Annotated in this window: 25 protein-coding genes and 1 pseudogene; 11 read left to right on the top strand and 15 right to left on the bottom strand. The window is 53.8% G+C overall.

Features of this window, described 5'->3' with window-relative positions; genetic code table 11:
• Nucleotides 1–215: 215 nt before the first annotated feature.
• Entirely contained in the window at nucleotides 216–1058 is an 843-nt protein-coding gene (locus tag H4F65_RS13130; protein ID WP_010281707.1) for a 23S rRNA (adenine(2030)-N(6))-methyltransferase RlmJ, read from the top strand.
• 128 nt (nucleotides 1059–1186) lie between these two features.
• Nucleotides 1187–2539 carry a glutathione-disulfide reductase gene (gene gorA / locus H4F65_RS13125; RefSeq protein ID WP_010281708.1) on the top strand — a complete coding sequence of 451 codons (1353 nt, stop codon included), beginning with the start codon at nucleotides 1187–1189 and terminating at the stop codon, nucleotides 2537–2539.
• Between the two features lie 119 nt (nucleotides 2540–2658).
• On the opposite strand, the gene H4F65_RS13120 is transcribed toward gorA, so the two are convergent.
• Together H4F65_RS13120 and H4F65_RS13115 are read right to left on the bottom strand one after the other, a co-directional pair.
• On the bottom strand, nucleotides 2659–2946 hold the full coding sequence (locus H4F65_RS13120) for a type II toxin-antitoxin system RelE family toxin (protein WP_010281709.1): 288 nt from the start codon (nucleotides 2944–2946) through the stop codon (nucleotides 2659–2661).
• Entirely contained in the window at nucleotides 2943–3194 is a 252-nt protein-coding gene (locus tag H4F65_RS13115) for a type II toxin-antitoxin system Phd/YefM family antitoxin (RefSeq protein WP_010281712.1), read from the bottom strand. Before H4F65_RS13115 ends, H4F65_RS13120 begins: the two co-directional genes overlap by 4 nt.
• 253 nt (nucleotides 3195–3447) lie before the next feature.
• Between H4F65_RS13115 and H4F65_RS13110 the strand changes: the two genes are divergently transcribed.
• A complete protein-coding gene (locus H4F65_RS13110) occupies nucleotides 3448–4353 on the top strand; it encodes a siderophore-interacting protein (RefSeq protein ID WP_039320731.1) in 906 nt (301 codons plus the stop codon).
• Between the two features lie 33 nt (nucleotides 4354–4386).
• Here H4F65_RS13110 and dsbG read toward each other — a convergent pair whose 3' ends face one another.
• Nucleotides 4387–5142, bottom strand: a complete 756-nt coding sequence (dsbG, locus tag H4F65_RS13105) for a thiol:disulfide interchange protein DsbG (RefSeq protein WP_010281715.1) — start codon at nucleotides 5140–5142, stop codon at nucleotides 4387–4389.
• A gap of 69 nt (nucleotides 5143–5211) precedes the next feature.
• On the bottom strand, nucleotides 5212–5916 hold the full coding sequence (locus H4F65_RS13100) for an SMI1/KNR4 family protein (protein WP_010281718.1): 705 nt from the start codon (nucleotides 5914–5916) through the stop codon (nucleotides 5212–5214).
• A 181-nt stretch (nucleotides 5917–6097) separates the two neighbouring features.
• Between H4F65_RS13100 and H4F65_RS13095 the strand changes: the two genes are divergently transcribed.
• Nucleotides 6098–6721: a LysE family translocator gene (locus tag H4F65_RS13095; RefSeq protein WP_010281721.1), complete on the top strand. Its 624-nt coding sequence runs from the start codon at nucleotides 6098–6100 to the stop codon at nucleotides 6719–6721.
• 43 nt (nucleotides 6722–6764) lie between these two features.
• Here the strand turns inward: H4F65_RS13095 and H4F65_RS13090 are convergent, their stop codons facing one another.
• Complete coding sequence (locus H4F65_RS13090; RefSeq protein WP_010281722.1) at nucleotides 6765–7637, bottom strand: LysR family transcriptional regulator; 873 nt, start codon at nucleotides 7635–7637, stop codon at nucleotides 6765–6767.
• A gap of 102 nt (nucleotides 7638–7739) precedes the next feature.
• Between H4F65_RS13090 and H4F65_RS13085 the strand changes: the two genes are divergently transcribed.
• Nucleotides 7740–8249 (top strand): phenolic acid decarboxylase, encoded by a 510-nt coding sequence (locus tag H4F65_RS13085; protein ID WP_010281725.1) that lies wholly within the window; start codon nucleotides 7740–7742, stop codon nucleotides 8247–8249.
• Nucleotides 8250–8305: 56 nt separating this feature from the next.
• Here the strand turns inward: H4F65_RS13085 and H4F65_RS13080 are convergent, their stop codons facing one another.
• Genes H4F65_RS13080 through H4F65_RS13055 form a run of 6 tightly spaced genes read right to left on the bottom strand, consistent with a single transcriptional unit; the run spans nucleotide 8306 to nucleotide 15615 of the window.
• Nucleotides 8306–9439: an alkylhydroperoxidase domain protein gene (locus H4F65_RS13080; protein ID WP_039320733.1), complete on the bottom strand. Its 1134-nt coding sequence runs from the start codon at nucleotides 9437–9439 to the stop codon at nucleotides 8306–8308.
• A complete protein-coding gene (locus tag H4F65_RS13075) occupies nucleotides 9436–10470 on the bottom strand; it encodes a putative FMN-dependent luciferase-like monooxygenase (RefSeq protein WP_010281728.1) in 1035 nt (344 codons plus the stop codon). The genes H4F65_RS13080 and H4F65_RS13075 overlap by 4 nt, the downstream gene beginning before the upstream one ends.
• Before the next feature lie 15 nt (nucleotides 10471–10485).
• Nucleotides 10486–12159, bottom strand: coding sequence for a dipeptide ABC transporter ATP-binding protein (locus tag H4F65_RS13070; RefSeq protein ID WP_010281729.1), 1674 nt, complete (start codon nucleotides 12157–12159; stop codon nucleotides 10486–10488).
• Nucleotides 12156–13016 carry an ABC transporter permease gene (locus H4F65_RS13065; protein WP_010281730.1) on the bottom strand — a complete coding sequence of 287 codons (861 nt, stop codon included), beginning with the start codon at nucleotides 13014–13016 and terminating at the stop codon, nucleotides 12156–12158. The genes H4F65_RS13070 and H4F65_RS13065 overlap by 4 nt, the downstream gene beginning before the upstream one ends.
• A complete protein-coding gene (locus H4F65_RS13060; RefSeq protein ID WP_010281733.1) occupies nucleotides 13013–13957 on the bottom strand; it encodes an ABC transporter permease in 945 nt (314 codons plus the stop codon). Before H4F65_RS13060 ends, H4F65_RS13065 begins: the two co-directional genes overlap by 4 nt.
• A gap of 20 nt (nucleotides 13958–13977) precedes the next feature.
• Nucleotides 13978–15615: a TIGR04028 family ABC transporter substrate-binding protein gene (locus H4F65_RS13055; protein ID WP_010281735.1), complete on the bottom strand. Its 1638-nt coding sequence runs from the start codon at nucleotides 15613–15615 to the stop codon at nucleotides 13978–13980.
• A gap of 320 nt (nucleotides 15616–15935) precedes the next feature.
• Between H4F65_RS13055 and H4F65_RS13050 the strand changes: the two genes are divergently transcribed.
• Complete coding sequence (locus tag H4F65_RS13050) at nucleotides 15936–17138, top strand: serine hydrolase domain-containing protein (protein ID WP_048255958.1); 1203 nt, start codon at nucleotides 15936–15938, stop codon at nucleotides 17136–17138.
• 116 nt (nucleotides 17139–17254) lie between these two features.
• Here the strand turns inward: H4F65_RS13050 and H4F65_RS13045 are convergent.
• Nucleotides 17255–17458 (bottom strand): annotated as a pseudogene (locus tag H4F65_RS13045) (NAD(P)-dependent oxidoreductase); the annotation flags it as partial.
• A 23-nt stretch (nucleotides 17459–17481) separates the two neighbouring features.
• Between H4F65_RS13045 and H4F65_RS13040 the strand changes: the two are divergent.
• Nucleotides 17482–18054 (top strand): serine hydrolase domain-containing protein, encoded by a 573-nt coding sequence (locus tag H4F65_RS13040; RefSeq protein ID WP_420850614.1) that lies wholly within the window; start codon nucleotides 17482–17484, stop codon nucleotides 18052–18054.
• A gap of 116 nt (nucleotides 18055–18170) precedes the next feature.
• Here H4F65_RS13040 and ghrB read toward each other — a convergent pair whose 3' ends face one another.
• The gene (gene ghrB / locus H4F65_RS13035) at nucleotides 18171–19133 is read right to left on the bottom strand and encodes a glyoxylate/hydroxypyruvate reductase GhrB (protein ID WP_010286418.1); all 963 of its coding nucleotides are present in this window, start codon (nucleotides 19131–19133) and stop codon (nucleotides 18171–18173) included.
• A 340-nt stretch (nucleotides 19134–19473) separates the two neighbouring features.
• Between ghrB and H4F65_RS13030 the strand changes: the two genes are divergently transcribed.
• Nucleotides 19474–21435: a methyl-accepting chemotaxis protein gene (locus tag H4F65_RS13030; RefSeq protein WP_039320502.1), complete on the top strand. Its 1962-nt coding sequence runs from the start codon at nucleotides 19474–19476 to the stop codon at nucleotides 21433–21435.
• A 20-nt stretch (nucleotides 21436–21455) separates the two neighbouring features.
• Here H4F65_RS13030 and H4F65_RS13025 read toward each other — a convergent pair whose 3' ends face one another.
• Both H4F65_RS13025 and H4F65_RS13020 read right to left on the bottom strand, forming a co-directional pair.
• Entirely contained in the window at nucleotides 21456–21929 is a 474-nt protein-coding gene (locus tag H4F65_RS13025; protein ID WP_010286421.1) for an N-acetyltransferase, read from the bottom strand.
• Nucleotides 21926–22489 carry a DNA-3-methyladenine glycosylase I gene (locus H4F65_RS13020; RefSeq protein ID WP_010286423.1) on the bottom strand — a complete coding sequence of 188 codons (564 nt, stop codon included), beginning with the start codon at nucleotides 22487–22489 and terminating at the stop codon, nucleotides 21926–21928. The genes H4F65_RS13025 and H4F65_RS13020 overlap by 4 nt, the downstream gene beginning before the upstream one ends.
• Nucleotides 22490–22800: 311 nt before the next feature.
• Between H4F65_RS13020 and H4F65_RS13015 the strand changes: the two genes are divergently transcribed.
• From H4F65_RS13015 to glyS, 3 genes are all read left to right on the top strand, one after another.
• Nucleotides 22801–23607 carry a sulfite exporter TauE/SafE family protein gene (locus H4F65_RS13015; protein ID WP_010286425.1) on the top strand — a complete coding sequence of 269 codons (807 nt, stop codon included), beginning with the start codon at nucleotides 22801–22803 and terminating at the stop codon, nucleotides 23605–23607.
• 127 nt (nucleotides 23608–23734) lie between these two features.
• Nucleotides 23735–24649, top strand: a complete 915-nt coding sequence (glyQ, locus tag H4F65_RS13010; protein WP_010286428.1) for a glycine--tRNA ligase subunit alpha — start codon at nucleotides 23735–23737, stop codon at nucleotides 24647–24649.
• A 9-nt stretch (nucleotides 24650–24658) separates the two neighbouring features.
• On the top strand, nucleotides 24659–26728 hold the full coding sequence (gene glyS / locus H4F65_RS13005) for a glycine--tRNA ligase subunit beta (protein ID WP_010286430.1): 2070 nt from the start codon (nucleotides 24659–24661) through the stop codon (nucleotides 26726–26728).
• Nucleotides 26729–26899 lie beyond the last annotated feature (171 nt).

The following is a 26899-nucleotide window of genomic DNA, read 5'->3' as shown; positions in this document are numbered from 1 at the left end:
TAGCGTGCGATCGTACTTTATCTGCCTGAATATCGGTAGTTTTCAATCGAATGAAAAACGGCCATGTTTCTCAATTTACTGATTTAAGACGATAAAAATGGCTGGTTTGCGGGGCGGCTCGCAGAGGGGAGCGTTTGACGGGATATTTTCCGTCGCAGGCGGTTATACTGTCGGTTAATCGACGTTATTTATAAAAACTTCACCGGAAAGCAAGCATGCTAAGTTACCGCCACAGTTTCCATGCCGGCAATCACGCCGACGTGCTGAAACACACCGTTCAGAGCCTGATCATCACTGCCCTGAAAGAGAAAGAGAAACCTTTCCTGTATCTGGATACCCACGCGGGTGCGGGTCGCTATCAGCTCAGCGGCGAACACGCCGAACGCACAGGCGAGTATCTGGATGGCATCGCGAAAATCTGGCAGCGTGACGACATTCCGGCTGAACTTGAACCTTACATGCAGGCCGTACGCACCTATAACCACAACGGCCAACTGCGCTATTACCCCGGCTCCCCGCTGATTGCGCGCCAGCTGCTGCGTGAACAGGACAAACTTCACCTGACTGAACTGCACCCCAGCGATTTCCCATTGCTGCGCAATGAATTCCAGAAGGATTCGCGTACCAAAGTGCTGCGTGATGATGGCTACCAGCAGTTGAAATCCCAGCTGCCGCCGCTTTCCCGTCGCGGCTTTGTACTAATCGACCCACCGTATGAGCTGAAAACGGACTATCAGGCTGTGGTGAAAGGCATTCAGGAAGGGCATAAGCGCTTTGCGACTGGCGTCTTTGCGCTGTGGTATCCGGTGGTGCTGCGTCAGCACATCAAACGCATGCTGAAAGAGCTGGAAGCCACGGGCATTCGCAACATTCTGCAAATTGAGCTGGCAGTGCTGCCGGACAGCGATCGCTATGGCATGACGGCGTCTGGCATGATTGTGATTAACCCGCCGTGGAAACTGGCATCTCAGATGAAGAGCGTGCTGCCGTGGTTGCATAGCGTACTGGTACCAGAAGGCACCGGACATACGCTGGTGGAGCAAATCGTACCGGAGTAATGCGCACCGTTGCGATGGGTGACATGGTTGGTTTTTCCTATCACAACCATAGGCATAACCTTGATTCGGCGTATGGCTCTGGCGTTACACTCTAGGCAAATTTTATTCACTTAAGCATGGATACACTGATGACCAAACACTATGACTATCTTGCTATTGGCGGCGGCAGCGGCGGTATCGCGTCTATCAACCGCGCGGCGATGTATGGACAAAAATGTGCGTTGATCGAAGCAAAATATCTGGGCGGCACCTGCGTCAACGTCGGCTGTGTGCCGAAGAAAGTGATGTGGCATGCGGCGCAGATTGCCGAAGCGATCCATCAGTACGGGCCGGATTACGGGTTCGATACCACGGTAAACCAGTTTAACTGGGGCACGCTGGTTAAGAACCGTAGCGCTTACATCGATCGTATCCACCAGTCATACGATAACGTGCTGGGCAAGAATAAGGTCGATGTCATCCACGGTTTTGCCCGCTTTGTCGATGCGCACACGGTGGAAGTGAACGGCGAGAAAATTACGGCTGACCATATCCTGATCGCGACGGGTGGTCGTCCGGTTCACCCTGCTATTCCCGGTGCGGAATACGGTATCGATTCTGACGGCTTCTTTGAACTGGATGCACTGCCGAAGCGTACGGCTATCGTCGGTGCAGGCTATATCGCGGTAGAGATTGCCGGCGTGCTGAATGGGCTGGGTTCTGAAACTCACCTGTTTGTACGTAAACACGCACCGCTGCGCAGCTTCGATCCGCTGATTGTCGATACGCTGGTGGAAGTGATGAACACCGAAGGGCCGACGCTGCATACCGAATCGATCCCGAAAGCGATTGTGAAGAACGCGGATGGCAGCCTGACGCTGGAGCTGGAAAACGGTCAGTCACAAACTGTCGATTGCCTGATTTGGGCGGTTGGTCGTGAACCCGCGACGGATAACCTGAACCTGAGCGTCACCGGTGTAGAGCTGAACGACAAAGGCTACATCAATGTCGATAAATTCCAGAACACCAACGTTCCTGGCATTTATGCCGTAGGTGATAACACTGGTGCGGTTGAGCTAACGCCGGTTGCTGTCGCGGCGGGGCGTCGTTTGTCCGAACGTCTGTTTAATAACAAGCCGGACGAGCATCTGGATTACAGCAACATCCCAACCGTCGTCTTTAGCCACCCGCCGATTGGCACCGTTGGGCTGACCGAGCCGCAGGCGCGTGAGCAGTACGGCGACGATCAGGTGAAAGTGTATAAATCTGCCTTCACCGCGATGTACACCGCCGTTACGCAGCACCGCCAGCCGTGCCGTATGAAGCTGGTCTGCGTGGGTAAAGAAGAAAAAATCGTCGGCATCCACGGCATCGGTTTTGGTATGGATGAGATGCTGCAAGGCTTCGCGGTCGCCGTCAAAATGGGCGCAACCAAGAAAGACTTCGACAACACCGTCGCCATTCACCCGACTGCGTCGGAAGAGTTTGTGACGATGCGATGATGGAGTAGGAAAGCGGGTCTTACTGCTTTTCTGAAAAACGAAAATGTGCTGGTTGAATAGTGAACTATTTGGCCGGCATTTTTTTATTCTCAGGTTTTTTTATTCCCAGGTTAATGTGGTTATCTCATTCGCTCACTCGCCAGATGATAAACACCGCTGCGCCCACGTTTGCCTACCGCCACTACGGCGATAGTCAATATGTCGTCAATAACCTCATAAACCAAACGAAAGCCTGACGCTCGGAGCTTTATTTTGTAGCAGTCCTTCACCCCCCGTAACTTTGCCGAAGGAATATGGGGATTTTCGCAGCATTTTTTTAGTTTTTTGGCAAATTGCTGCTGGATGGTTTTATCGAGCTTGAGCCATTCTTTCAGCGCATCTTCCCTGAATTTGACGCTACAGCTCATAGGAAACTATCCAAATCCACGTCAACCAGCGGCTGGTTTTTACGTTCACCGATTAGCTTAACCAGTTCTTGATCGTCCAGCGCATCCAGCATTTTTTCGTAGAGATCCGCAGGAATGCAATAAAACGCAGGCTGGTTGCGGTTCAAAATAGCGACAGGTAGACCATCGCCAGCATTGACCGTCGCCATCGGGTTCTTTTTCAGTTCACTGACGCTAGCACTGGTATCACTCAATATAATATTCGGCATGACAGACCTTTAATGACGGTTAATAGGTCTTTAAAATAAGCAATAGAAGACCTGTTAACAAGTCTTTTGATGATTTTTTATCCCCGCTCAGAACGGCCCCTGGCCTGTGAGATGAAGAAAATGCTGCTTTTATCACGACATTCATCCGAATGGTGATAATGATTATCGTTAGTGTTTTGTTTATGGTAAGTTGCCGTGAATAGGGTTTATCCCGTGAACTGATTTTCCTTACAAAACATACGGTTTTCTCACTATGTCTTTAGCTACCCGTACAACGTCTTCCGCCTATCGGCTGTTCAATTTACGCTTAGAGAGTAAGACGTTACTCTCGCCTTCATTAGTACGCTGTGTGTTCACTGGCCCGGAAGTGCGCCAGATGAAACTGGACGCGCCGGATCAGCGCATCAAGCTGCTGCTCGCCAGCGAAAGCGGGGAGCTGACGCCGATGGCCGTGAGCGATACCTGGTATCAGGACTATCTGGGGCTGCCGCGTGAGCGTCGTCCGATTTTGCGTACCTATACGCTGCGTTCTGTCTCACAGGAATCACAGCAGGCAACAATCGATTTTGTGCTGCACGGTGATACCGGGCCTGCTTCAAGCTGGGCGAATCACGCTAAGCCGGGTGAGACGCTACAGATTGTCGCGCCCAATGCAGAGGCCGATGGCGACAGCGGCGGCTATGAATGGGCACCGCACGATGGCGTTGAGCAGGTACTGCTGATTGCAGATGAAACGGCGCTGCCTGCGGCAATGGGAATTCTTGAACAGCTGGCTACCCAGCCTTCTCCGCCGTCGGTACAGGCTTTTTTTGAAGTGCCAAAAGCGGCTGACTGCGTGACATCAGGCGACTTCCCTTTTGCGCAGATTCACTGGCTGCCGCGTGAGGAAACGGGCAGCACAGTGTGGGGCGAACGCCTGCTGGTTGCGGTTCAGCAGGACGTGAATATTCCTGCCAGCGCCTGTACTAATCGTGATGAGATTGCACAGGAAACGCCGGAAGACGAGCTACTGTGGGAACGGGCAACGGCACATCGCCCGTTTTACGCCTGGGCGGCGGGAGAGTCTTCCGCCATCAAACGGCTGCGCCGCTATTTGCTCGACGAGCGGCACCTCGATAAAGAGACGATCAACTTTATGGCGTACTGGTCGCATCGCTAAGAGAAACGTCAGGAGGGAGATTCCCTCCTGTGTCTATTTTCCCATCATCTCCGCCAGCTGTTGTGCATCCGGCAGCCCGACCACTTGCTGTAGCTCATTCTTATCATTCAGGTAATAGATGGCGGGCGTGACGTTTTCCCCCAGTTCATCCATTAGCCGCTGATTATGCTGAATGTTATTCCAGATATCGCGTGATGAGTTTTTGGGGAACGGAGGCACCGTTTTGCCGTTCGACAGTTCATATTTATGCCAGGCTTTAGCCGGATCGCTGGCGGCAAGAATCGCGGCGGCATAACGCCCGCTTTCCGGTTTAATGACGCCGACCAGCAGCGTTTGCAGTTGGACTTTCCCTGCTTTTACCCACGGCTGTGCCTGCTGCCAGAACTGTTTGCAGTACGGGCATAACGGGTCGGCAAAGACGATGATTTTACGCGGCGCATCCTTCGCCCCTTCGGTGATAAACGGCGCCTGCTGTAATTTCTGCCACATCTCCCGACCGGCAGGCACATACACTTCCTGCTGAATTAGCGCTTCACTCAGGTTGTTACCGTGTTCGTCATACATATAGCCCGAAATGGCATGCTTACCGTCCGGCGTTAAATAGATGGTCACCCCTACGCCCTGATAACTAACCAGCCAGCCTTGCACGCCGCCGGGGGCAGTGAACGGTTTGATGATCGTAATGCCCTGTTTTTCGATACTCTTCACCGCCTCTGGCAGAGTGTCTTGCGCCAGCGAAGATGCGGAAAACGTCAATAAAGCGAGCGTGAGGAAGAAACGTTTTATCATGGTGTTGCGCCTGTATCGTGAGTCATTGCCTGCCGGATAGCGTAGCGGAAGGTAAGCGATCGGAGGAGTTTATTTGCGCTTTTTGAACCAGGACCAGATTGATTTTCCTGATGTCTCCGAGGTGCTTGCTGGCGATGGTGCATCGTCAAAAATCTCTGCCAATGCATCGAGGAAATGGTATTTCTCTGGCCGTAGCGTGTTGAAACTCCGGCCACCGTCATCCTCAAGACGGATATTGACGTTGCCTGCGTTTAACTCCTCCATCATCCAGTGGACGAAGGCATCAAGACTGGGAGCGATGGCTATTTTCCTGTCTTCGTCACGTCCACAGTTGATTACCTGTCCACGCGTACCTTGTACATCGGGATCCAGATCGACCGCCAGATAGTTGCCGCCCCAGTCATAGGCGAAGGGAATCCACAGTGGATTGGCATAAACAGGCTTAACGTAGTGAGGGGGCGTAGATGACATCCCGTAATTCAAGCTGGTGAGATCGTCATCGCTTGATGTATTCACAATCTCTCGCCATCCATCGACTTCTTGCATGACGCGCGCTAGCGGTAAAAAGCTCATGCCATACCACAGGCCGGTATTCTGTTCCATACGCTGCCCGTTGTGCCAGCGATACAGCGCGAGAAAATCATCCGGCACTGCTACGCCGATGTGCTCTATAAAGGCATCGAGCTCGCTTTGCGCTGCGCCGGGGTTTAGGTCTTCTGTTACTTCAGGCAACTGATTGATTAACCAGCTTTCTAGATCATCGAGTCTGTGCATCTCATTTTTCGCTATCGTTGTGTGATGTTGAGTTGCATGGCCTGGCTGAAGAGATGGATATGACCATGCCCTATCGTCTATTAGGTAGAGATTACTATAAGATAGCGTGTCCGCTAACCTGCCTCATTCTCGATGAGGATGGCGCGTTTTGTGGTTTTCCCTGCTGGAGTGATGAATTACCGTGACGTTGACCGAATCGCTGATTGCTTTTACGTTTGCCGCGACGATATTAACCCTGACGCCGGGTTTGGACACGGCATTGATTCTACGCACCGCGACCGTTGAAGGCAGTAAGAAAGCCTTCCATGCGGCGTTTGGTATTCAAGTCGGCTGCCTGATTTGGGGCGCGATGGTGGCGTTTGGTCTGGGAACGCTGATTGCCGCGTCGGAACTGGCCTATAACATCCTGAAATGGTGTGGTGCGGCGTACCTCTGCTGGCTGGGTCTGCAAATGATCCTGAAACCCAGAACCGAGCTGGTGATGGCGGCGTCACAAGACATACCGAAGCCGCAGAACTGGTTTCTCCGTGGCATGTTGGGCAACGTGTTAAATCCAAAAATCGGCGTGTTCTACGTTTCACTCCTGCCGCAGTTTATCCCTGCTGGCCATTCAGTAGTGCTGTGGACTTACCTGCTTGTTCTTATTCACGTCTTTATCGGCACGCTGTGGTCGTCTACGCTGATTGCCGCTACGCGCCCGCTGTCGCGTTTTTTGCGTCGTGGTTCCGTAGTGAAGTGGATGGACCGAACGACAGGCATTATCTTTCTGGCATTCGCCGCGCGTCTGGCTTTTTCCCGGCGGTAGGACAGCCCTAGCATCGAAATTATCGATAAAGACCTCCCATACCTCAGAGCCTGCCGAACAGTAGCGCGATGAGCGTGAGGAGCGCTTTACTGAGCGGCTGCCCTTTCTCTTCCGCTAACAGATAGAGTGGGGTGGTGCGCCTTTCCCCCTGTTGCAACGGTAATATTTGCAATTCTCCCCGCGTAATGTGCTCTGCGATTCGTGCTTCCGGCAGCCAGCCGTAGCCCACTTGATGCAAAACGGCCTGCGTGGCGGCTTCAAACGTGGTGAATGTCCAACTCTCGGCGGAGGAAGGCTGCTTATGCGGCGTCGTGCGCATCACGATCTCGACACAGGGATAGCGAGACAGATCCTCATGGCTTAACGGCGTGGGGAGTGAGAAAAGTGGGTGATGGCAATGTGCGACAGCGACAAAATCAACGTTCATCAGCCATTGTCCGGCAATGTCGTCGAGTTCACGCTGTGTGATGACGTAAATATCCGCATCCCGTGCCTTCAACTGTTCCGGCGTTTCATTACGTAGCACTTCGGTCAGGTGGATACGTGTGGCCGGATGCCGTTTTTGAAAGGTGCTGAGCAGGTGGAATAGGCGATCTTTGGGGAAGGTGCTGTCAACAACCAGATTGATGCTGGACTGTTCACCCATTTTCAGAGAATGGGCGCGCGCTTCCAGCGCATGAAATGAACGTATTACGGGCCGCACCTGCGCGAGTAGATTTTCGCCCTCTGGCGTGAGCTCGGCTTTGCGTCCGTGGATCGTGAGTAGCGCGATGCCCAACCGCTCTTGCAGCAGAGCAAGCTGGTAGCTGACCGAAGACTGGCTGCGATGAAGCGCATTCGCCGCCTGTGTATAGCCGCCCAAATCAATAACTGCCTGAAGGATTTCCCACTGTTCCAGCGTCGTCTTTGCCAGCATCTTTTATATATCTAAATATTGAATGATTTTCCCTGAAAAATAGCGTTATTCATCGAATTAATAAAGATCTAAAGTGAATTCACACACTTCAGGAGAACAATCATGCCTTCATTCAATCAACATGATCTGAGCCATTTTGTAGGGAAACACCTGGTATATACCTATGACAATGGCTGGAATTACGAACTGTATGTCAAAAATGCCAACACCATAGACTATCGCATTCATAGCGGTATCGTGGGTAACCGCTGGGTTAAGGATCAGCAGGTGTATATCGTGCAGGTTGCCCGCGAGGTGTATAAGATTTCATGGACAGAACCGACGGGAACAGACGTCAGCCTGATCGTGAATATTGCTGATAAGGTTTTCCACGGCACTATCTTCTTCCCGCGTTGGATCATCAATAATCCAGAGAAAACAGTGTGCTTCCAGAACGAACACATTGCTGAAATGGAAGCCTATCGCGATGCGGGCCCTGTGTACCCGACCGAAGTTATCGATGAATTCGCCACCATCACGTTCATCCGCGACTGTGGTGAGAACAACAATGAGGTCATCAACTGTCCTGCCAGCGAATTGTCTGCGGATTTCCCTGCTTACCTGAAAAAATAAAGACTGAAAGGCGACACGCAGCCGTGCCGCCTGATTCGCTAGAGGGCAACGCTGATTTAATGCTCCGGCCAGAATGGTTCGCCTAGCGTGAGCATCAGTCGGTTGGCCCATGAGAAGAAGGCGGCTGACTGCACCACATCGATAATCTTTAGCGTATCCAATCCCTGTTCTTGCAGCTGTTTCAGGTCATTTGCGTTGACCTGCGCGGGCGTGGCGGAAAGGCGTGCCGAGAAATCGATAATCGCCTGCCAGCGCGGGCTTTGACCGATGCTTAAATCCCCGCCGGGGACGACGTCCAGCAACCGCTGCACATCGCCGTCCTGCTTGGAGAGCTGGCTGGCTTTACGCGCGTGTACCGAGGCGCAGTAGATGCAGCCGTTGACCTTGCTGGTGACGGCGGCGATCAGTTCGCGCTCCTTGCGCGGCAGGCCGCCTGCGGTATAGAAAATCCCTTTATCCGTCAGCGTGCGCTGCTCCAGTACCGGAAGGTTGCGGCCTAGCAAGCGGAAATAGTCGGAATCGGTGTGGCCGAAGCGCGCCAGAATCGCCTGCTCATCGGCATTGAATTCGGCTAACGGTTTGGGGGCGATCCACGGTTCCCAGCCCAGCTCTGCCTGAGTAAACGCCTGCGGTGCAGACTTGCCGCTGTGCGTCTGCGGTTGGGTATGCCACTGACCTGCAACAGCGGCCTTCGAATGCGGTTGGCTGACGCGATGGCCGGCAATCAGGCGATAGCCGCGCAGCAATCGGCTTTGAAAATTCACAAACGCAATGAGCTGCGACAGCGTCACGATATCGTCTACCGACCAGCCCGCCTGCTCCAGCGCGTTGACGTGGGATGCCGAGGCCTGCACAGGCGTTTTCGTCAGACGCTCGGCATGGTCCAGCGCCAGCTGTAGTGTCGGTGTCAGCGTGGGTTCCGGGAAGTCCGCCAGCCGCTCGGCATAAAAATGCTGTAGCTGATCGTCCTGCTGCCAGCCGCTGATTTTGGTCGCAAACCAGAAGCGCAGCGATAACGGTAATGTCGCATCGTCTGCGGCATCGGCGTTAAACAGCGCGTCGTAGCTGCCCTGAGTATGGCGAGTTGCCGCATCACGGGTTTTTCTGGCGGCGGCGAGGGCAGAATCCGGGCTGATTTCAGCCAGCGCGTCCAGTACGTCCTGAGTGTGTAACGTGTTAGCGTGCGTCATGCAATCTCCTGCCCGAGCGGGCTTTTCTGTTTGACGGCGGGTCTCCAGCCCAATGCCGGGGCTACCTGAGTGGCAATCAGTTCAAGCGAACGAAGAATCAGCGCATGCGGCGGATCGATGGAATGCACCTGGAATGTCACATCGGTCGCACGCTCCAGAGAACTGTCTGCCTGAAGTGACGTGATGACATCCTGCGCGGTGCCAACATGGCTATCGAACGAGGCGATCAGCGCCTCTACCGAGTCGTGAGGGATCGGGCGGAACGTGCCAGAACGGGCGGAGGAACGATTAAGCCCTTTTTCTGCCAGACTCAGCGCTAATTGACGATCGTCAGCCACGAAAACGCTGCGCGAGCTGAGGATGCGTGGTGCGACGCCCGCAGGCAGCGCGGCCAGATAGGCGTCGATCATCGGGTTTTGCAGATCGGCGAGCGTGGCATCTGGGAAGTGTTCCGGGCGTGGCTGGGTGCGAGAGAGCATCAGGCCATCGCCTGCTTTACCGGCTCGCTCCGCGCCTTCGATAGAAAACGTGGCCTGCCAGACGCGCTTATCCAAATGCGGCGCGGCAGGGTAGAGCTGATTACCGTCTTCGCTCAAGGCTTCCCCCCGCCACGCGGCGCGCAGTTTTTCCAGATAGCGCCCGAGGATCTGCCCGCGCTGTGTGCTGTCGTGGCCGAATGCGGCAAATGAGGACGGCGTGCCGCCGGAACCTACGCCGACTTCTAGCCTGCCGTTGCTGAGTAAATCGAGCACGGCAGTATCTTCCGCCACGCGCAATGGCTCTTCCATCGGCAGCGTAATCACGCCGGTACCGAGTTGGATACGTTGAGTACGGGCAGCAACCAGCGCCAGAAACACCAGAGGTGAAGGCAATCCGCCTTCATCGGCGTGAAAATGATGCTGTGCGACCCAGGCGCTGTCGAATCCTAATTGTTCGGCTTTGACGATCTGTTCCGTCGCCAGCCGATAGCGCTGCTGGGCGGAGACGTCATCCAGCAATCGCGTGAAAAATCCCAGCCGTTTCGTTGTCATTCTACAGTCCTTGGTTTAGTGCGAATGGTGAATCTGAGCGTGGTGCGAGCGGTCAAAAGCCGGGTGTTGCTGCCCGGGGATGGCCTCGATGAGTTCACGGGTGTAGCGATGTTCGGGTTGGGCGAAGATCTGCTCCACCGGGCCGGATTCAAGCTGTTTGCCGTGGTACAGCACGGACACGGTGTCGGCGATTTGGCGTACCACTGCTAAATCGTGCGAAATGAACAGGTACGTCAGCCCGAGTGATTCCTGTAGCTCGGCCAGCAAACGCAGAATCTGCGCCTGCACGGTGACATCCAGCGCTGAGACGGCCTCGTCCAGCACCAGCACCTGCGGTTCTAGCACCAGCGCTCGGGCGATGGCGACACGCTGGCGTTGGCCGCCGGACAGCTCACGCGGTTTGCGTGACAGCAGCGCGACCGGCAGGGCAACGCGTTCGAACATCTCATGAATTTTTCGCTCCCGCTGCGCGGCGGTATGGCGATTAAAATTACGCAGCGGTTCCTCGACGATGTCGTAGAGACGCTGCGACGGATCGAGCGAGCTAAAAGGGTTTTGATAGACCAACTGGATTTTCTGCCGGAACTGCCGCAGCGCTTCACCCTTCAGATGCGTGATGTCGGTTCCGTCGATCAGAATGCGTCCCGCGCTAGGGTGATGGAACCCGAGCAGGCTGCGCGCCGTGGTGGTTTTGCCGGAACCGGACTCGCCAACAATGGCGTGCGTTGTGCCGCGAGCTACGCTGAAAGAAACGTCATCCACGGCACGAAAATGTTCCCCTTTGCGGCCCGACAGGGGAAAGGTCTGCACCAGATTTTCAACCGAGACAATAATGTCGGAAGCATGGTTGCGCGGTGGACGCGGAGTGGGATTAAGTGACGGCACGTTTGCCAGCAGCGTGCGGGCATAGTGGCTTGAGGGCGCGCTGAGCACCTCAAGCGTTGGCCCCTGTTCCTGAATATAGCCGTTCTGGAAGACCAGCAGCCGATCGGCACGCTCGGCCGCCACCCCCAGATCGTGCGTGACGAATAGCACTGCCGTTCCATTTTCGCGCCGCAGTTCATCAAGCAGATCGAGAATACGTTTCTGCACCGTGACGTCCAGCGCGCTGGTGGGCTCATCGGCAATAATCAGCGCAGGTTTTAGCGCAATGGCAATGGCGATGAGGACGCGCTGTTTCATGCCGCCAGACAGCTCGTGCGGATACTGCTTTGCCCGCAGCTCCGGCTGGTTTAGCCCTACGCGTTCCAGCAGCGCCAGCGTTTTCTGACGGATAGTCTGACGATCTTCCCGCTGATGAATGCGCAGAATCTCGTCCACCTGCTCGCCGATGGTCTGCACCGGGTTCAGGGAACTGGTGGGATCTTGCGGGATCAGGCTGATCTGTGCACCACGCACGCTATCCAATCGCTTCTGCGACCAGCCGCTGATATCCACGCCGTTTAGCCGAATCGCGCCGCGTGTGAGCCTGCCGTTCTCGGCGAGTAAACCGATGACGGCCTGCGCAGTGGTCGTCTTTCCTGAACCGGACTCTCCCACCAGCGCCACCACTTCACCGGGCTGAATATGGAAAGAGACGCCTTCCACCACGGTCTGCTCACGATCGTCACCGCGATAGGCAATCGTGACATTCTCCAGAGCCAGTACGGGTACGGCCGCGCTGGTTTGTAAGCTGGCTGACAGGCTCATCGTTCCGTCCTCCTGATCGACTGGCTGATACGGTTAGCGGACAACACAACGAGTACGACAATCAGGCCGGGGAAGGTGGTTAGCCACCAGGCGGTTGCGATGTAGTTGCGGCCTTCTGCGATCAGCAGTCCCCATTCCGGCGTGGGCGGCGGTGCGCCGTAGCCGAGGAAGCTCAGCGTGGAGATAGCCAGAATCGCGCTGCCGAATTGCAGGGCGGCAAAGGCGAAAACGGTGGTCAGTGAGTTCGGCAGGATGTGTCGCCACAGCACGCTGAAAAAGGTGCCGCCGCTGCCATAGGCGGCTTCGACGTAGTCGCTGTGGCGCACGCGCAGCACTTCTGAACGCACCAGTCGCGTGAAACTGGCGACGGAGGTGACGCCCACGGCAATCGCGGCGTTAACCGTGCCGAAACCCAACAGGATAATGACGCTCAGTGCCAGCAGCAGGCCGGGAATGGCCAGTAACACATCAATGCTGCGCATCACGACGCTATCCAGCCAGCCGCCAACGGCACCTGCCAGCAGGCCGAACAGGCTGCCGAGCACCAAACCCAGGCCGACGGCGATAACCGCGCCCGAAAGCGAGTGCACCGCGCCATAAACGATGCGCGCATAGAGATCGCGCCCCAGTTGGTCGGTACCGAGCCAGTAGTCAGCGTCAGGTGCCAGCCGCTGTGCGCCCGCGATGCCTTCCGTTGGGCTATAGCCGGTAAACCAGCCGGGAAACAGCGCCCAGAGCGTGACGGTCAGCATCACCAGCCAGGCTAGCACCAGCCCCGGCTGAAAGGCGTAGCGGCGCAGCAGAGGTCGCTTGCGCAGAAGAGGAAACGTAATTTTTTCCAGCTGTACGGTAGTCATAGCGTGGCTCCTGTCGTGCTTTTCAGGCGCGGGTCGAGAAGGGGATAGAGCAGGTCGACGGCCAGATTGACGACAACAAAGGCGGCGGCGGAAATCAGTACGATGGCCTGCAATACGCTGCTGTCCTGATAGTTCACGGCTTCCTGCGTCAACTGGCCGAGCCCGTTACGGCCAAATACGGTTTCGGTAATCAGTGCGCCCGCAATCAGCTCGCCCAACAGCAGGCCGGCGATGGTCAGTGTGGGCAGCATCGCGTTGCGGGCGATGTGTCGCCAGAGTACGCCGCTGCGGCTGGCGCCTTTGGCACGGGCGACGGCAACAAACGGCTGGGTTTGCACCTGATCGATGCTGCGCATTAGCACTTGGGCAAGCGGAGCGGAAATCGGCAATGCCAGCGTGAGAACGGGCAAAATCAGCCCTTCCCACTCGCCGGGGTTAATCACCGGGATCAGCCCCAGACGGAAAGAGAAAATTTGAATCAGCACGATGCCCAGCCAGAAGGTTGGCACGGAAATAAACAGCGACGGCAGAGATTGCAGCGCGGTTCGCAGCCACTGGAACGGCGTCATCGTCGATAAGAATGCGAGGGCAAACGCCAGCAGACCAGCGGCAATGAAACCCAGCACCGCGAGCAGCAGCGTAGGCGGCAGATTCGCGGCAATCAGCTCGGTGACTGGCACGCCCGCCTGAAGAGAGAGGCCGAGATCGCCACGCAGTATCTGGGCTATCGCATGAAAATATTGCGTGAGTACCGGTGTATCGGCACCGTAGGACAAACGCAGCTGCGCGATCTGCTCGGCGCTCAGGCCGAGCTCCGGGTTTTGGAACTTGATCAGTACCGCATCACCCGGCATTGCCTGGAGCAGGATGAAAGATAAGGTAAATGCCGCCCACAGGACGAGCAGTGCCTGACCGATGCGCAGTGCCAGATATCGGTTCATGATAGCCTCTCTGTTCTGTATTACTTATCCAGCCAAGTGTTGTAGAAGCTGGGGCGGCCAACGGCTTCAAACGCGATGCCTTTCGTGGTGGGCGCACCCGCAAATACCTGCGGTTCTTCGAAAATAGGAATGACGTAGGCCTGATCGATCAGGTAGCTCTGCACCTCTCCAACCAGCGCCAGCCGCTTGCTGCGGTCGGTTTCTGCCGCAATGCCATCCAGTAGCGTATTCAGATGTGAATCTACAAAGGTGTTCACCTTGTCGCTGGAACCGCCTTTTTGCAGCAGGACGTTACGTACCGTCGGGTAATACTGGCTTTTCAGCACATCCGGGTCGGCACGGCCTACCATCGCCGGAGCCACGCCGGTTTTCAGCGGATCCAGGCTATCGACGGTCTTGCTGCCCGCATCGCCCGCCAGCACGTTCAGCTTCACGCCGACTTTTGCCCACTGTTGAGAAACCAGCTGTAAGGTTTCTTTATTCTGCGGTTGCGGCAGGGATTCATAGGCGGTCAGCTCCAGCGTTTTGCCGTCCTTTTGTCGTAATCCCTGCGAGCCGATTTTCCAGCCTGCGTCATCTAACAGTTTGTTGGCCTGTGCGGGATCGAACGTGAGCTTGCTGGAGAGATCGACATAGCCAGCGGCGGTTTTAGCCAGTGGTGACGTGGCATGTGGGTAGTTGTCTGAGAACAGCGTATTGATGATCTCTTTGGTGTTGGTGGCGTGCAGCAGCGCTTTACGCACGCGGATATCGGCGACCAGCGGGTTATCCGGACGGAAAACCACGCTGTTATTGACGCCGCGCGTCGGCGGGGCATAAAGATTGAAGCCCTGACTCTGCACCCGCTTCTCATCATAGGCCTGAATCTGACGAATGAAGTCAGCCTGACCGGATACCAACGCGCCAATACGCACGCTGTCTTCCGGGGTGACCAGATAGGTAATGCCGTCCAGATAGGCGCGTCCCTGATGCTTCGATTTAACCGGTGCCCAGTTGTAATCCTTACGGGCGGTCAGCTTCAGTTCGCGTCCCAGTTTCTCGCTGCTCACCACGAACGGGCCGGAGCCAATAATGTTTTTAGCATTGCCTAACTGATTGAAATTGCGCGCAAGCGTACTGAGAGAAACCAGACCGGAACCGATGGTTGCAGTCCCTTGCAGAAAGCCTGGAGACGGCTTCTTAAAGTAAAACTTCACCGTGAGCGGATCGATTACTTCACTGCGCAGGTAGTTATTGATGACCTCGGAAACCGGTTGGTTGAGTGCCGTATTCCCTAAACCGTAGGTATCGAAGTTTTTCGCTACTGCGTTGGCATCCAGCGGCGTGCCGTCAGAGAAGCTAACACCCGGACGAATCTTGAACGTGTATTCGGTGTTATCCGCGTTAATGGTCCAGGATTCTGCAATCCACGGTTCTACCTCCAGCGTTTCGGGGTTCTGATACGTCAACTTATCGGTAATCTGGTTGAGGATGCCGCCATTCGGGTAAAACCCGCCTGCGGGCGTATAGAGATTGGTATGTGCCTGCTGCTCCAGATAAATCAGCGTGCCGCCGATTTTCGGTGCGTCGTTCGCTGCCTGTGCACTTAACGCACCACCCAGAAGGAGCAATGAGGCAAAAATAGTGAGTTTCTGATGAGGATGCAAAAAAGTCGCCACGATGGTTTTCCCTACATGTGATGGTTTTTATTAAATTTGTTTTTTTTATCAGGTGAATACGCGTATCGATTACGTCCTGAAACGGGGAATACAGCAGAAGACGTTAACCGCTCGTTACAGCCGATACTTCCATAGGAGGTAGGAAACAGCAAAGAACAATACCGGTATTGGTTATCCAGTTTTAGGTAGAAAGAAAACGAATAGCGTTAATAAATGGGAGCATAGTTACGTGGGGGAAATATATTGATAGTGCTTTTTGAACGAACCTTTTAAGATCGAAAAAATTCAACGCCGTATAGTCAATTTAAGATATTTATATTATGCGTTTACGCTTTCGATTTACGCTGTGCATGGCAGTATTATTGATGCTTTCAGGGTGTGGTGCATTATCAAATATATCTATTGATGAATCGGATGCTGATGTTCTACGGCTTGCCTGCTACCAAGATTTAACCGCTGAGGTCGATCGTCTGGCCGTGCCTTTCCTTAAACAAAAAGCGATACCGGGCTTGGTTGTTGGGATATTAACTGCGGATGGAACGATGCGGAGTTGGGGATATGGCTTTACGGACAGCGATCACCGTTACCCCATTACGGGCGATACCCTGTTTGCCGTGGGGTCGGTGAGTAAAGGGTTTATGGCGGAAACCACGGGCATTCTGGTAAAGCGAGGCATATTACGCTGGGAGGATACGCTTGAAGAACTCCTGCCTGGTCAGATTCTCTTAAGCGATAGCGCAAAAAAGATCACCTTACTACAGTTGGTTACCCACACTTCGGGCTTACCTCGCCAGATGATGGATATGCAGATGCTGGGGCTTTTTGCCGAGTATCTATTTACTGGGAATAACTTCTATACGCTATTGGATGACGATCGCGTATTGGATTATTTGGCTGACGTTACGTTACCGGCGAATCCAGAGCCGACTTATTCGAATCTTGGCTACGCCATTCTGGGGTATGTCCTACAGCTAAAAACGGGGGAATCCATTGATCGGTTGGTTAATGAAACTATCATCGAACCTCTCAGACTAGAAAACACCAGTTTTACCCCACAAAAACTAACGCGCTTTCCCTACCGAGCAATTGGTCACGCTGGCGATCAGCCCAAATTTATTATGCGCGGTAAGCCGATACCTGACTGGCACTTTTCTTCCAATATGGTAGGCGCTGCCAGCTTGTACACCAGTGCCAATGATCTGTTGAAATTTGCCCGAGCACATGTTTATCCGACGGGCTATTACGCACTGGACGAAGCCATAAATGATTCAATGAAGACGTATTACAATCGTACCAAACAGGCGGCCAATATTGCCTGGATTACTGATGAGGTCGGCTCACAGCATATTACCTATCAGGTGGGATATATTGGCGGTTATTCAAGTTATATCGGGTTAGATCGCCAGAATCGAATTGCCGTGGTTGTTCTGCAAAACAGCTTCAATTGGGATAATAGCCTCGGCCATACGCTTATCTCGCGTATTGGTCAGGCAATGCATTATCAGGGCGTATGTAAGATTTAAAAAAGCGGTTTTCTACATAAGTTCCGACCCACACGTCTCCAGAAACGAAGCAAACATCGTGACTGGAGCGTGAAGGGCATTTGCAAGCAAACGCTTATGTCATATACGACTTAAGGCTATTTCAAAACCTGTGGATTCACGCAGTTTTCTTTTACCTGACCGCTCAGGGCGGCAATCAGGTTGTCAACGGCGCAGGCGGCCATGCCGTAACGGGTTTCGTGCGTAGCAGAACCAATATGCGGCAGCGCCACCACGTTAGGTAAATCCAGCAGTGGAGAATCGACGGGCAGCGGTTCTTTGACAAACACATCCAGAGCCGACTTATTCGAATCTTGGCTACGCCATTCTGGGGTATATCCTACAGCTAAAAACGGGGGAATCCATTGATCGGTTGGTTAATGAAACTATCATCGAACCTCTCAGACTAGAAAACACCAGTTTTACCCCACAAAAATTAACTCGCTTTCCCTACCGAGCAATTGGTCACGCTGGCGATCAGCCCAAATTTATTATGCGCGGTAAGCCGATACCTGACTGGCACTTTTCTTCCAATATGGTAGGCGCTGCCAGTTTGTACACCAGTGCCAATGATCTGTTGAAATTTGCCCGAGCACATGTTTATCCGACGGGCTATTACGCACTGGACGAAGCCATAAATGATTCAATGAAGACGTATTACAATCGTACCAAACAGGCGGCCAATATTGCCTGGATTACTGATGAGGTCGGCTCACAGCATATTACCTATCAGGTGGGATATATTGGCGGTTATTCAAGTTATATCGGGTTAGATCGTCAGAATCGAATTGCCGTGGTTGTTCTGCAAAACAGCTTCAATTGGGATAATAGCCTCGGCCATACGCTTATCTCGCGTATTGGTCAGGCAATGCATTATCAGGGCGTGTGTAAGATTTAAAAAAGCGGTTTTCTACATAAGTTCCGACCCACACGTCTCCAGAAACGAAGCAAACATCGTGACTGGAGCGTGAAGGGCATTTGCAAGCAAACGCTTATCTCATATACGACTTAAGGCTATTTCAAAACCTGTGGATTCACGCAGTTTTCTTTTACCTGACCGCTCAGGGCGGCAATCAGGTTGTCAACGGCGCAGGCGGCCATGCCGTAACGGGTTTCGTGCGTAGCAGAACCAATATGCGGCAGCGCCACCACGTTAGGTAAATCCAGCAGTGGAGAATCGACGGGCAGCGGTTCTTTGACAAACACATCCAGACCCGCGCCCTGAATCGTTCCTTTCACCAGGGCTTCCGTTAGCGCATCTTCATCCACAACGGCACCACGACCGATATTAATCAAAATGGAGCTGGGCTTCATTTTTGCCAACTGCTCGCGGCCAATCAGATGATGAGTTTCCGCCGTGAGCGGCAGCGTGATACAGAGGAAATCAGACTCTGCTAATAGCGTATCGAGATCGCAATGGCGGGCATTAAAACGCTGCTCGGCTTCGGCGTGATGGCGGCGTGCGTTGTACAGAACCGGCATGCTGAAACCAAAGTGGGCGCGTTGCGCGACGGCCAGACCAATGCGGCCCATCCCCAGAATACCGATGGTTTTATGGTGAACGTCGGTGCCAAACCAGTCGCTGCCGACCCCTTCTTTCCATTCGCCCGCCTTGACCCGCTCGGCCACTTCCACGACCCGGCGCGCGCTGGCGAGCATCAGTGCCAGAACCGTATCCGCCACCGTTTCTGTCAGCACGGTCGGAGTGTGCATGAGTATCACCCCTTTTTCATTCAGCGCGTCGACGTTAAAAGTATCGTAACCAACTGAAATGGTGGAGGCCGCACGTAAACGCGGCGCGTGTTGCAGGAAGTCTTTATCGACTTTACCACCGGAACCAATGATGCCTTCGGCCGTTGCCAGAGCGGGGTGGTCGAGGGAGGGAAAGGCGTCAAGTTCAGTAACGGTGAAGTGTTGGTCTAAACGAGCACGCAGGTCGTCAGCAATTTTTTTATACAGGATAACGCTAGGTTTCATCACAAACTCCAGCAGATTAAGGAAGTTAACGTAGAAATAGCTCATCGAATAATCGCGTAGCTGGCGAGAGACTGCAAGCGATACCGCCCCCGCATCTGCCCAAGGTTAACCGTGATTAATGGGGGATTTGCACGATTGGGATGATGAACGATCGCATATAGACGCGCCACCGCCGCATGTGGAATGCCTCATGAACGGCGCGAGGTCTCCTTACTATCATTTGATTAATATATTTCCTTTGTGATTGATATCACTCATTTTCGGGTAAAGCATTACTGTGAAAAACCGATAATCCTATCTACGGGGATGTTTTAGACAGGGTTTTTTAATGGGGGCGGAAATGCATTTTTTTACCAGGATTATGAGTAATCTCAAGGTTTCTCATAAGCTGTATGGCGGTTTCGGGATTGTCCTGTTGTTGGTCATGATCGCGTCTGGCGTTGGCGCTGTACGATTTTTTATCATCCACGATCTGTATGTTAAAACGACAATGTTGAATGAAATGAATCACTATCTCGATCAGTCAAAAATGGCGAGGGTAAAATATTCATTCACCTTTGCGGATGACAATATCAAGAATCTCAATACCTACATTAGTCAGGCAAGCCAGCAAAAAGAAAAAGCGAAAGCACTTACGTGGGACACAGAATATCTATCTGATTTTAATAAGCTTGATCAAGATTTCGTAGATTATGATACCGATCTGAATACCATGAAAACTGCCGCAAACGCGGTGGTCGAGACGGCAAAGAAAATCAGCCAGATGAATGCCTCCGATGCGTTAACGGCATTTATGACCAATCTCTCTGTCGGCGCGGATGAAAATGCGTTGTCTATGCAGAAGGACGCCCTCTCACTGCTGTTCCTGAAACTGGTCAACAGCACCTACACCTTACAAAGAGAGAATAGTGAAGTGGCGTTTAACGCGCAGAAGCAGGTCTATGCCGAATCTAAGGCATCCTACGATGCGCTGGCATCGTCGGTCAGCGGCGATCGCCGTCGCGTAGTGGATTCATTTTGGCAAGCATTTGAAAATTATCATCAAACGGCAGAGCAGTACTACGCGCGACTGGGGCAGTTAAAAACCACAGATGTTAAATTCCGGGCAACCGGAGACAGAATGACGAGCGATATCGGCAGTATTCTGCAAAAGCTCGGCGCGAAGAATGATGACATTATCAATAGCTCCGTGCTGCAAACGTTGATTTTAGGGGCGATTGCCATCGTATTCGGGTTATTGATCGCCTGGTCTGTTACTCGACAAATTACCCGACCTATTATCACCAACCTGAAACTGGCGGAAAGGATTGCGGGTGGCGATCTTTCAGCGAATGTCACGGTGGAACGGCATGATGAGCTGGGGCAATTAACGACAGCCATGATGGTGATGACGGAGAAATTACGTCATTTAATGACCGATATTCGTCAGAGTGTGTACAGCGTTGAGAGCGCTTCTTCTGACATCGCATCGGGCAATAATGATTTGTCATCGCGTACCGAGCAGCAATCGGCGGCGATAGTAGAAACCGCAGCCAGCATGGAAGAGCTAACGGCCACCGTGAAGAACAACGCCGATAATGCCCGACATGCCAGCCAGATTGCCGGAGAAGCCTCAACCAATGCCAACCGCGGCGGGGATATTATTAACCGCGTGATTAATACTATGAGCGATATTTCGGGAAGTTCGAAGAAGATCGCTGATATCACGACGGTGATTAATAGCATCGCATTCCAAACGAATATTCTGGCATTGAACGCCGCGGTGGAAGCGGCCCGAGCGGGTGAACAAGGGCGGGGATTTGCCGTAGTTGCCAGTGAAGTTCGTAGCCTTGCCCAGCGCAGTTCACAGGCTGCAAAAGAGATCGAAGGTCTGATTTCAGAATCGGTTGCTCGCGTAAATACCGGAACTGACCTGGTTTCTCAGGCAGGAACGACGATGGATGACATTGTGGCTTCTGTGAGCCGCGTAAATGACATCATGGGGGAAATTTCCTCCGCATCGGATGAGCAGAGCCGCGGTATTGCACAAATCGGCAGCGCGGTGGCCGAAATGGATACCACTATCCAGCAGAATGCCTCTATGGTGAGCGAATCCTCAGCCGCGGCGAATTCGTTGCAGGAACAGGCCTCGAAGCTGGCAAAACTGATGTCAGTTTTCCGCATATCTGATTCGGATGTTGCCGGTCTGCCAAGACTGCAAGGGGCGAGTACCGGAAACGGGAATTCGGGCAACAAGGCAGCGCCTCGCCTGCCGACGCTCGCGTCGCGGGACAACGGGAACGATAACTGGACAACGTTCTGATATCCCGTTGAGTCGATGACTCAGAAATGATCGATTGAACCGGAGGGAGTGATATTGGCTGCTCCCTCGTTCGCCCATTGCATGATGAGTGCGGTGGCCTGTGTATCCTGATTGACGTTTTCCTCAACGATGACAAATCCCTGCTTATGGTAGAACCGGCAGGCGCGCGTATTCTGCTGATACACTTCCAGACTGAGTAAGGGGTACTGTGCCTGAACATGCTGGATCAGCGCTGTACCAATCTGCTTGCCATAATAGGCGTGTTCCACAAATAGCGCGCCGATGAACCGTGCTTCCAGCACGCTGATAAAGCCGATGAGGCTCCCCTGCTCCTCATAAACCCAGCTTTGCGACTGGGGAATATAGATCTCACGTACCGCGCTGGCACTTTCTTGCCAGTAACCTTCACGAATAAACGGATGCGCCAGAGTGGTGCTCTTTAGCCAAAGCTGCATCAGCGGTTCGAGATCGGGGTCGCGGTAAGGTCGAATCATGAGATGCTTTCCTGATGACAAAAGCAGTCGGTGACATGGTCGTTGACCAATCCACCTGCCTGCATGAAGGCGTAACAGATGGTTGAGCCGATAAATTTGAAGCCACGTTTCTTCAGGGCTTTGGACATGGCATCTGAAACGTCGGTTTTAGCTGGCACCTCGGCGAGCGAAGCGGGGTGATTGAGACGCGGTTGGTGTTCGACGAAAGACCAAATGAAGTGCGAGAAACTCTCCCCCTGACTTTCCATCGCCACCCACACTTTTGCATTGGTGATAATCGCCTCGATTTTTCCGCGATGGCGAATAATGCTGCTGTCCTGCACCAGCCGATCCACGTCATCTTGCGTCATCTGCGCCACTTGCTCAGGGTTGAACTGGTGGAAGCAACGGCGATAGTGTTCGCGTTTTTTCAGGACGGTAATCCAGGAAAGACCTGCCTGCTGGCCCTCCAGACACAGTAACTCAAACAGCTTCTGGCTGTCGGTGCAGGGTTTCCCCCACTCGTTATCGTGGTAATCCTGATATAAGGTGTCTTGTGTCACCCAGCCGCAGCGTTGCATACCTTTCTCCTGATTATGGTGAGCCGTTCATTGTAAGGCGTCTGTCGCAAGTAGGATTCGATCATGGCACTTATGTTGCTGTATATGCAACCAGTGTTTTGCGGGCGTGCTCGCAGATATGAAAGGTCATTTGCGGATGGGGCAGAAAGTCGTCGCGGAATCATGAATAATGTTTCGCCAACAGCTTAGGGCTGTTCATTCGCTCAGGGCTATATTCGCTCAAGGCTGTTCATTAGCTCAGGGCTGTTTATTAGTTCAAAGCTGTTCAATCGATCATAAGAAAAGCATAGACAGAGACAGGGGTACAGGGAATGGCGGTAGAGTGGGTAGCAGCCTATCTGGCATTAGGCGCGGTAGTTGGTTTTATGGCGGGGTTATTGGGTATTGGCGGTGGCGGTATTATGGTGCCCGTGCTAACGGCGCTGTTTGCTGCACAGGGCGTGGAGAATACGCATTTGGTGCATCTGGCGTTGGGAACGTCAATGGCGGCCATCGTCGTCACGGCAATTTCCAGCCTGCGTACCCATCATCAACATCAGGCGGTGCTTTGGCCTGTGGTGATGCGGATCACGCCTGCCATCCTGATTGGAACATTCGCGGCCACCTGGCTGGCGACGCTGTTACCGACGCGGGCGCTGGCGATCTTTTTCTCCTGCTTTATGGCCTACGTTTCGCTGCAAATGGTGATGAATATCAAGCCAAAGCCGCAGCGCCAGTTGCCCGGTACGGTAGGCGTGTCGCTGGCCGGACTGGTGATTGGCAGCATTTCGGCGCTGGTGGCTATCGGCGGCGGGTCGCTCACCGTGCCGTTCCTGACGTGGTGTAACGTCCGTATTCAGCAGGCGATTGGCACATCGGCGGCGGTTGGGCTACCCATTGCCCTGTCCGGCGCGCTGGGCTACATGATCAACGGTTGGTCGACGACTGGATTACCTGATTACAGCGTCGGCTATGTCTCTCTGCCTGCCGTTCTCCTGATTTCTGCCGTCAGCTTCTTCACCGCGCCCGTTGGGGCTCGTCTGGCGCACCGTCTGCCCGTGGCGACGCTGAAGAAGGCCTTTGCCGCGCTGCTGTTGCTGCTGAGCCTGAAGATGTTGCAGACCGTTTTTTCAGGCTGATCCTGAAATTTGAAAGATGATGACGGGGGATTTGCACTTGTTGCCGCATTCTGGCTGTATATCTTGCGGTCAGAGGGTATACTGGCGCATTCCTTATAAATCCACTTGTATCGCGCGCGAATCCAACATGCAAAAGTTTGATACCAAGACCTTCCAGGGCCTAATCCTGACGTTACAGGATTATTGGGCTCGCCAGGGCTGCACCATTGTTCAACCATTGGACATGGAAGTCGGCGCAGGCACTTCACACCCTATGACCTGCCTGCGGGCGCTGGGACCGGAGCCGATGGCTGCCGCCTATGTGCAGCCTTCTCGTCGTCCGACCGATGGGCGCTACGGTGAAAACCCGAACCGCTTACAGCACTATTACCAGTTTCAGGTCGTCATTAAGCCATCACCGGACAATATTCAGGAGCTGTACCTCGGTTCTCTGAAAGAGCTGGGTATGGATCCGACCATTCACGATATCCGCTTCGTGGAAGACAACTGGGAAAACCCAACGCTGGGCGCATGGGGCCTGGGCTGGGAAGTCTGGTTGAACGGTATGGAAGTCACGCAGTTTACCTACTTCCAGCAGGTTGGCGGTTTGGAATGTAAACCGGTGACGGGCGAGATCACCTACGGTCTGGAACGTCTGGCGATGTACATTCAGGGCGTTGATAGCGTTTACGATCTGGTCTGGAGCGATGGCCCGTTAGGGAAAACCACCTACGGCGACGTGTTCCATCAAAACGAAGTCGAGCAATCGACCTACAACTTTGAACACGCTGATGTCGATTTCCTGTTCAGCTGCTTCGAGCAATATGAGAAAGAAGCGCAGCACCTGCTGGCGCTGGAAAAACCGCTGCCTTTACCGGCTTACGAACGCATTCTGAAAGCGGCGCACAGCTTTAACCTGCTGGATGCGCGTAAAGCGATCTCGGTTACCGAACGCCAGCGCTACATTCTGCGTATTCGTACCCTGACCAAAGCGGTTGCGGAAGCCTACTATGCCTCGCGTGAGGCGTTGGGTTTCCCGATGTGTAATAAGAAAGAGAGCTAAGAGGCAGCGATGACTGACAAGACTTTTCTGGTGGAAATTGGCACGGAAGAGCTGCCGCCGAAGGCTCTCCGTAATCTGGCAGAATCTTTTGCCGCGAATTTCACGGCGGAGCTGGATGCCGCCAATCTGGCACACGGTGACGTAAGCTGGTTTGCCGCGCCGCGCCGTCTGGCGCTGAAAGTGGCACGCTTAAGCGCTTCTCAGCCCGATCGCGAAGTAGAAAAACGTGGTCCGGCGATTTCACAAGCGTTTGATGCTGAAGGCAAACCGACCAAAGCGGCAGAAGGCTGGGCACGTGGCTGTGGTATTACCGTTGAGCAAGCTGAACGTTTGACGACCGACAAAGGCGAGTGGCTGCTGTATCGCGCCCACGCGAAAGGCGAACAGGCGCAGACACTGCTGGCTGGCATGGTAAGCACTGCATTGTCGAAGCTGCCGATTCCAAAATTGATGCGCTGGAGCGACAAAGAAACGCAGTTTGTGCGTCCGGTGCACACGGTAACCATGCTGCTGGGTGAAGAACTGATCCCTGGTCAGGTATTGGGTATCGATTCCGCTCGTACTCTTCGCGGCCACCGCTTTATGGGGGAAGCTGAATTTACGATCGATAACGCCGAACAGTATCCGCAGATTCTGCTGGAGCGCGGTAAAGTCGTCGCCGACTACGATGCGCGTAAAGCGAAAATCAAAGCCGATGCAGAAGAAGCCGCACGCAAGATTGGCGGCAACGCCGATCTGAGCGACAGCCTGCTGGAAGAAGTCACCTCGCTGGTGGAATGGCCAGTGGTGCTGACCGCGAAATTTGAAGAAAAATTCCTCGCTGTGCCGTCCGAAGCGCTGGTTTACACCATGAAAGGTGACCAGAAGTATTTCCCGGTTTACGACAACAGCGGCAATCTGCTGCCAAACTTCATCTTTGTTGCCAATATCGAATCCAAAGATCCACAGCAGATTATTTCCGGTAACGAAAAAGTGGTGCGCCCGCGTCTGGCTGACGCCGAATTCTTCTTCAATACCGACCGTAAGAAGCGTTTGGAAGATCACCTGCCGCGTCTGGAAACCGTCTTGTTCCAGCAGCAGTTAGGTTCATTGCGCGACAAAACTGACCGTATTCAGGCACTGGCTGGCTGGGTTGCTGGTCAGATTGGCGCTGATGTGAATCACGCGACGCGAGCGGGTCTGCTGTCCAAGTGTGACCTGATGACCAACATGGTGTTCGAATTCACCGACACGCAGGGCGTGATGGGGATGCACTATGCGCGTCATGATGGCGAAGCGGAAGATGTTGCTGTGGCGTTGAATGAGCAGTATCAGCCGCGCTTTGCGGGTGACGAACTGCCGTCTTCTGCGGTGGCCTGTGCGCTGGCGATTGCCGACAAAATGGATTCGCTGGCAGGGATTTTTGGCATCGGCCAACATCCTAAAGGCGACAAAGACCCGTTTGCACTGCGTCGTGCCGCCCTCGGTGTGCTGCGCATCATCGTCGAAAAACGTCTGCCGCTGGATTTGCAGACGCTGACCGAAGAAGCGGTGCGTTTGTATGGCGATAAGCTGTCTAATGCCAAGGTTGTGGATGACGTGATTGAGTTTATGCTCGGTCGTTTCCGTGCCTGGTATCAGGAAGAAGGCCACAGCGTGGATACCATTCAGGCAGTATTGGCGCGTCGTCCTACCCGTCCGGCTGATTTCGATGCCCGCGTGAAAGCCGTCAGCCACTTCCGTTCGCTGGATGCCGCCGCGGCGCTGGCAGCGGCTAACAAACGCGTTTCCAACATTCTGGCGAAGTCTACCGATACGCTGAACGAGAGCGTCAACGCTGCCGTACTGAAAGACGCGGCGGAAATTACGCTGGCAACGCACCTTGTTGTGCTGCGCGACAAACTGACGCCGCTATTCGCTGAAGGTCGTTATCAGGAAGCGCTGGTTGAGCTGGCCTCACTGCGTGAGCCTGTCGATGCGTTTTTCGATCAGGTGATGGTCATGGCGGAAGATGAGCAGGTTCGAGTGAACCGCCTGACGCTGCTGAGCCAACTGCGTGAGCTGTTCTTGCAGGTTGCGGATATTTCCGTCCTGCAATAACGACAATCGCGTTACGTCATCCCCACCCCCGAGTCGGTTTGTCCGTTCGGGGGTTATTTTTTTCCGCGCCGCAAAACGTCCCGCTTCACCCCGCGATTTCGATCCGTACCGACTGACGACTCCGTTGGTAAAATCCTATGGTCGCCCCGTGTATCTCGATGCTTAAACAAT

It is taken from the genome of Pectobacterium brasiliense (assembly GCF_016950255.1).
In the GTDB taxonomy this organism is placed as follows: Bacteria; Pseudomonadota; Gammaproteobacteria; order Enterobacterales; family Enterobacteriaceae; genus Pectobacterium; species Pectobacterium brasiliense.
The sequence above is the reverse complement of the archived record's forward strand: the minus strand, read 5'-3'. Positions and strand labels throughout refer to the sequence as shown.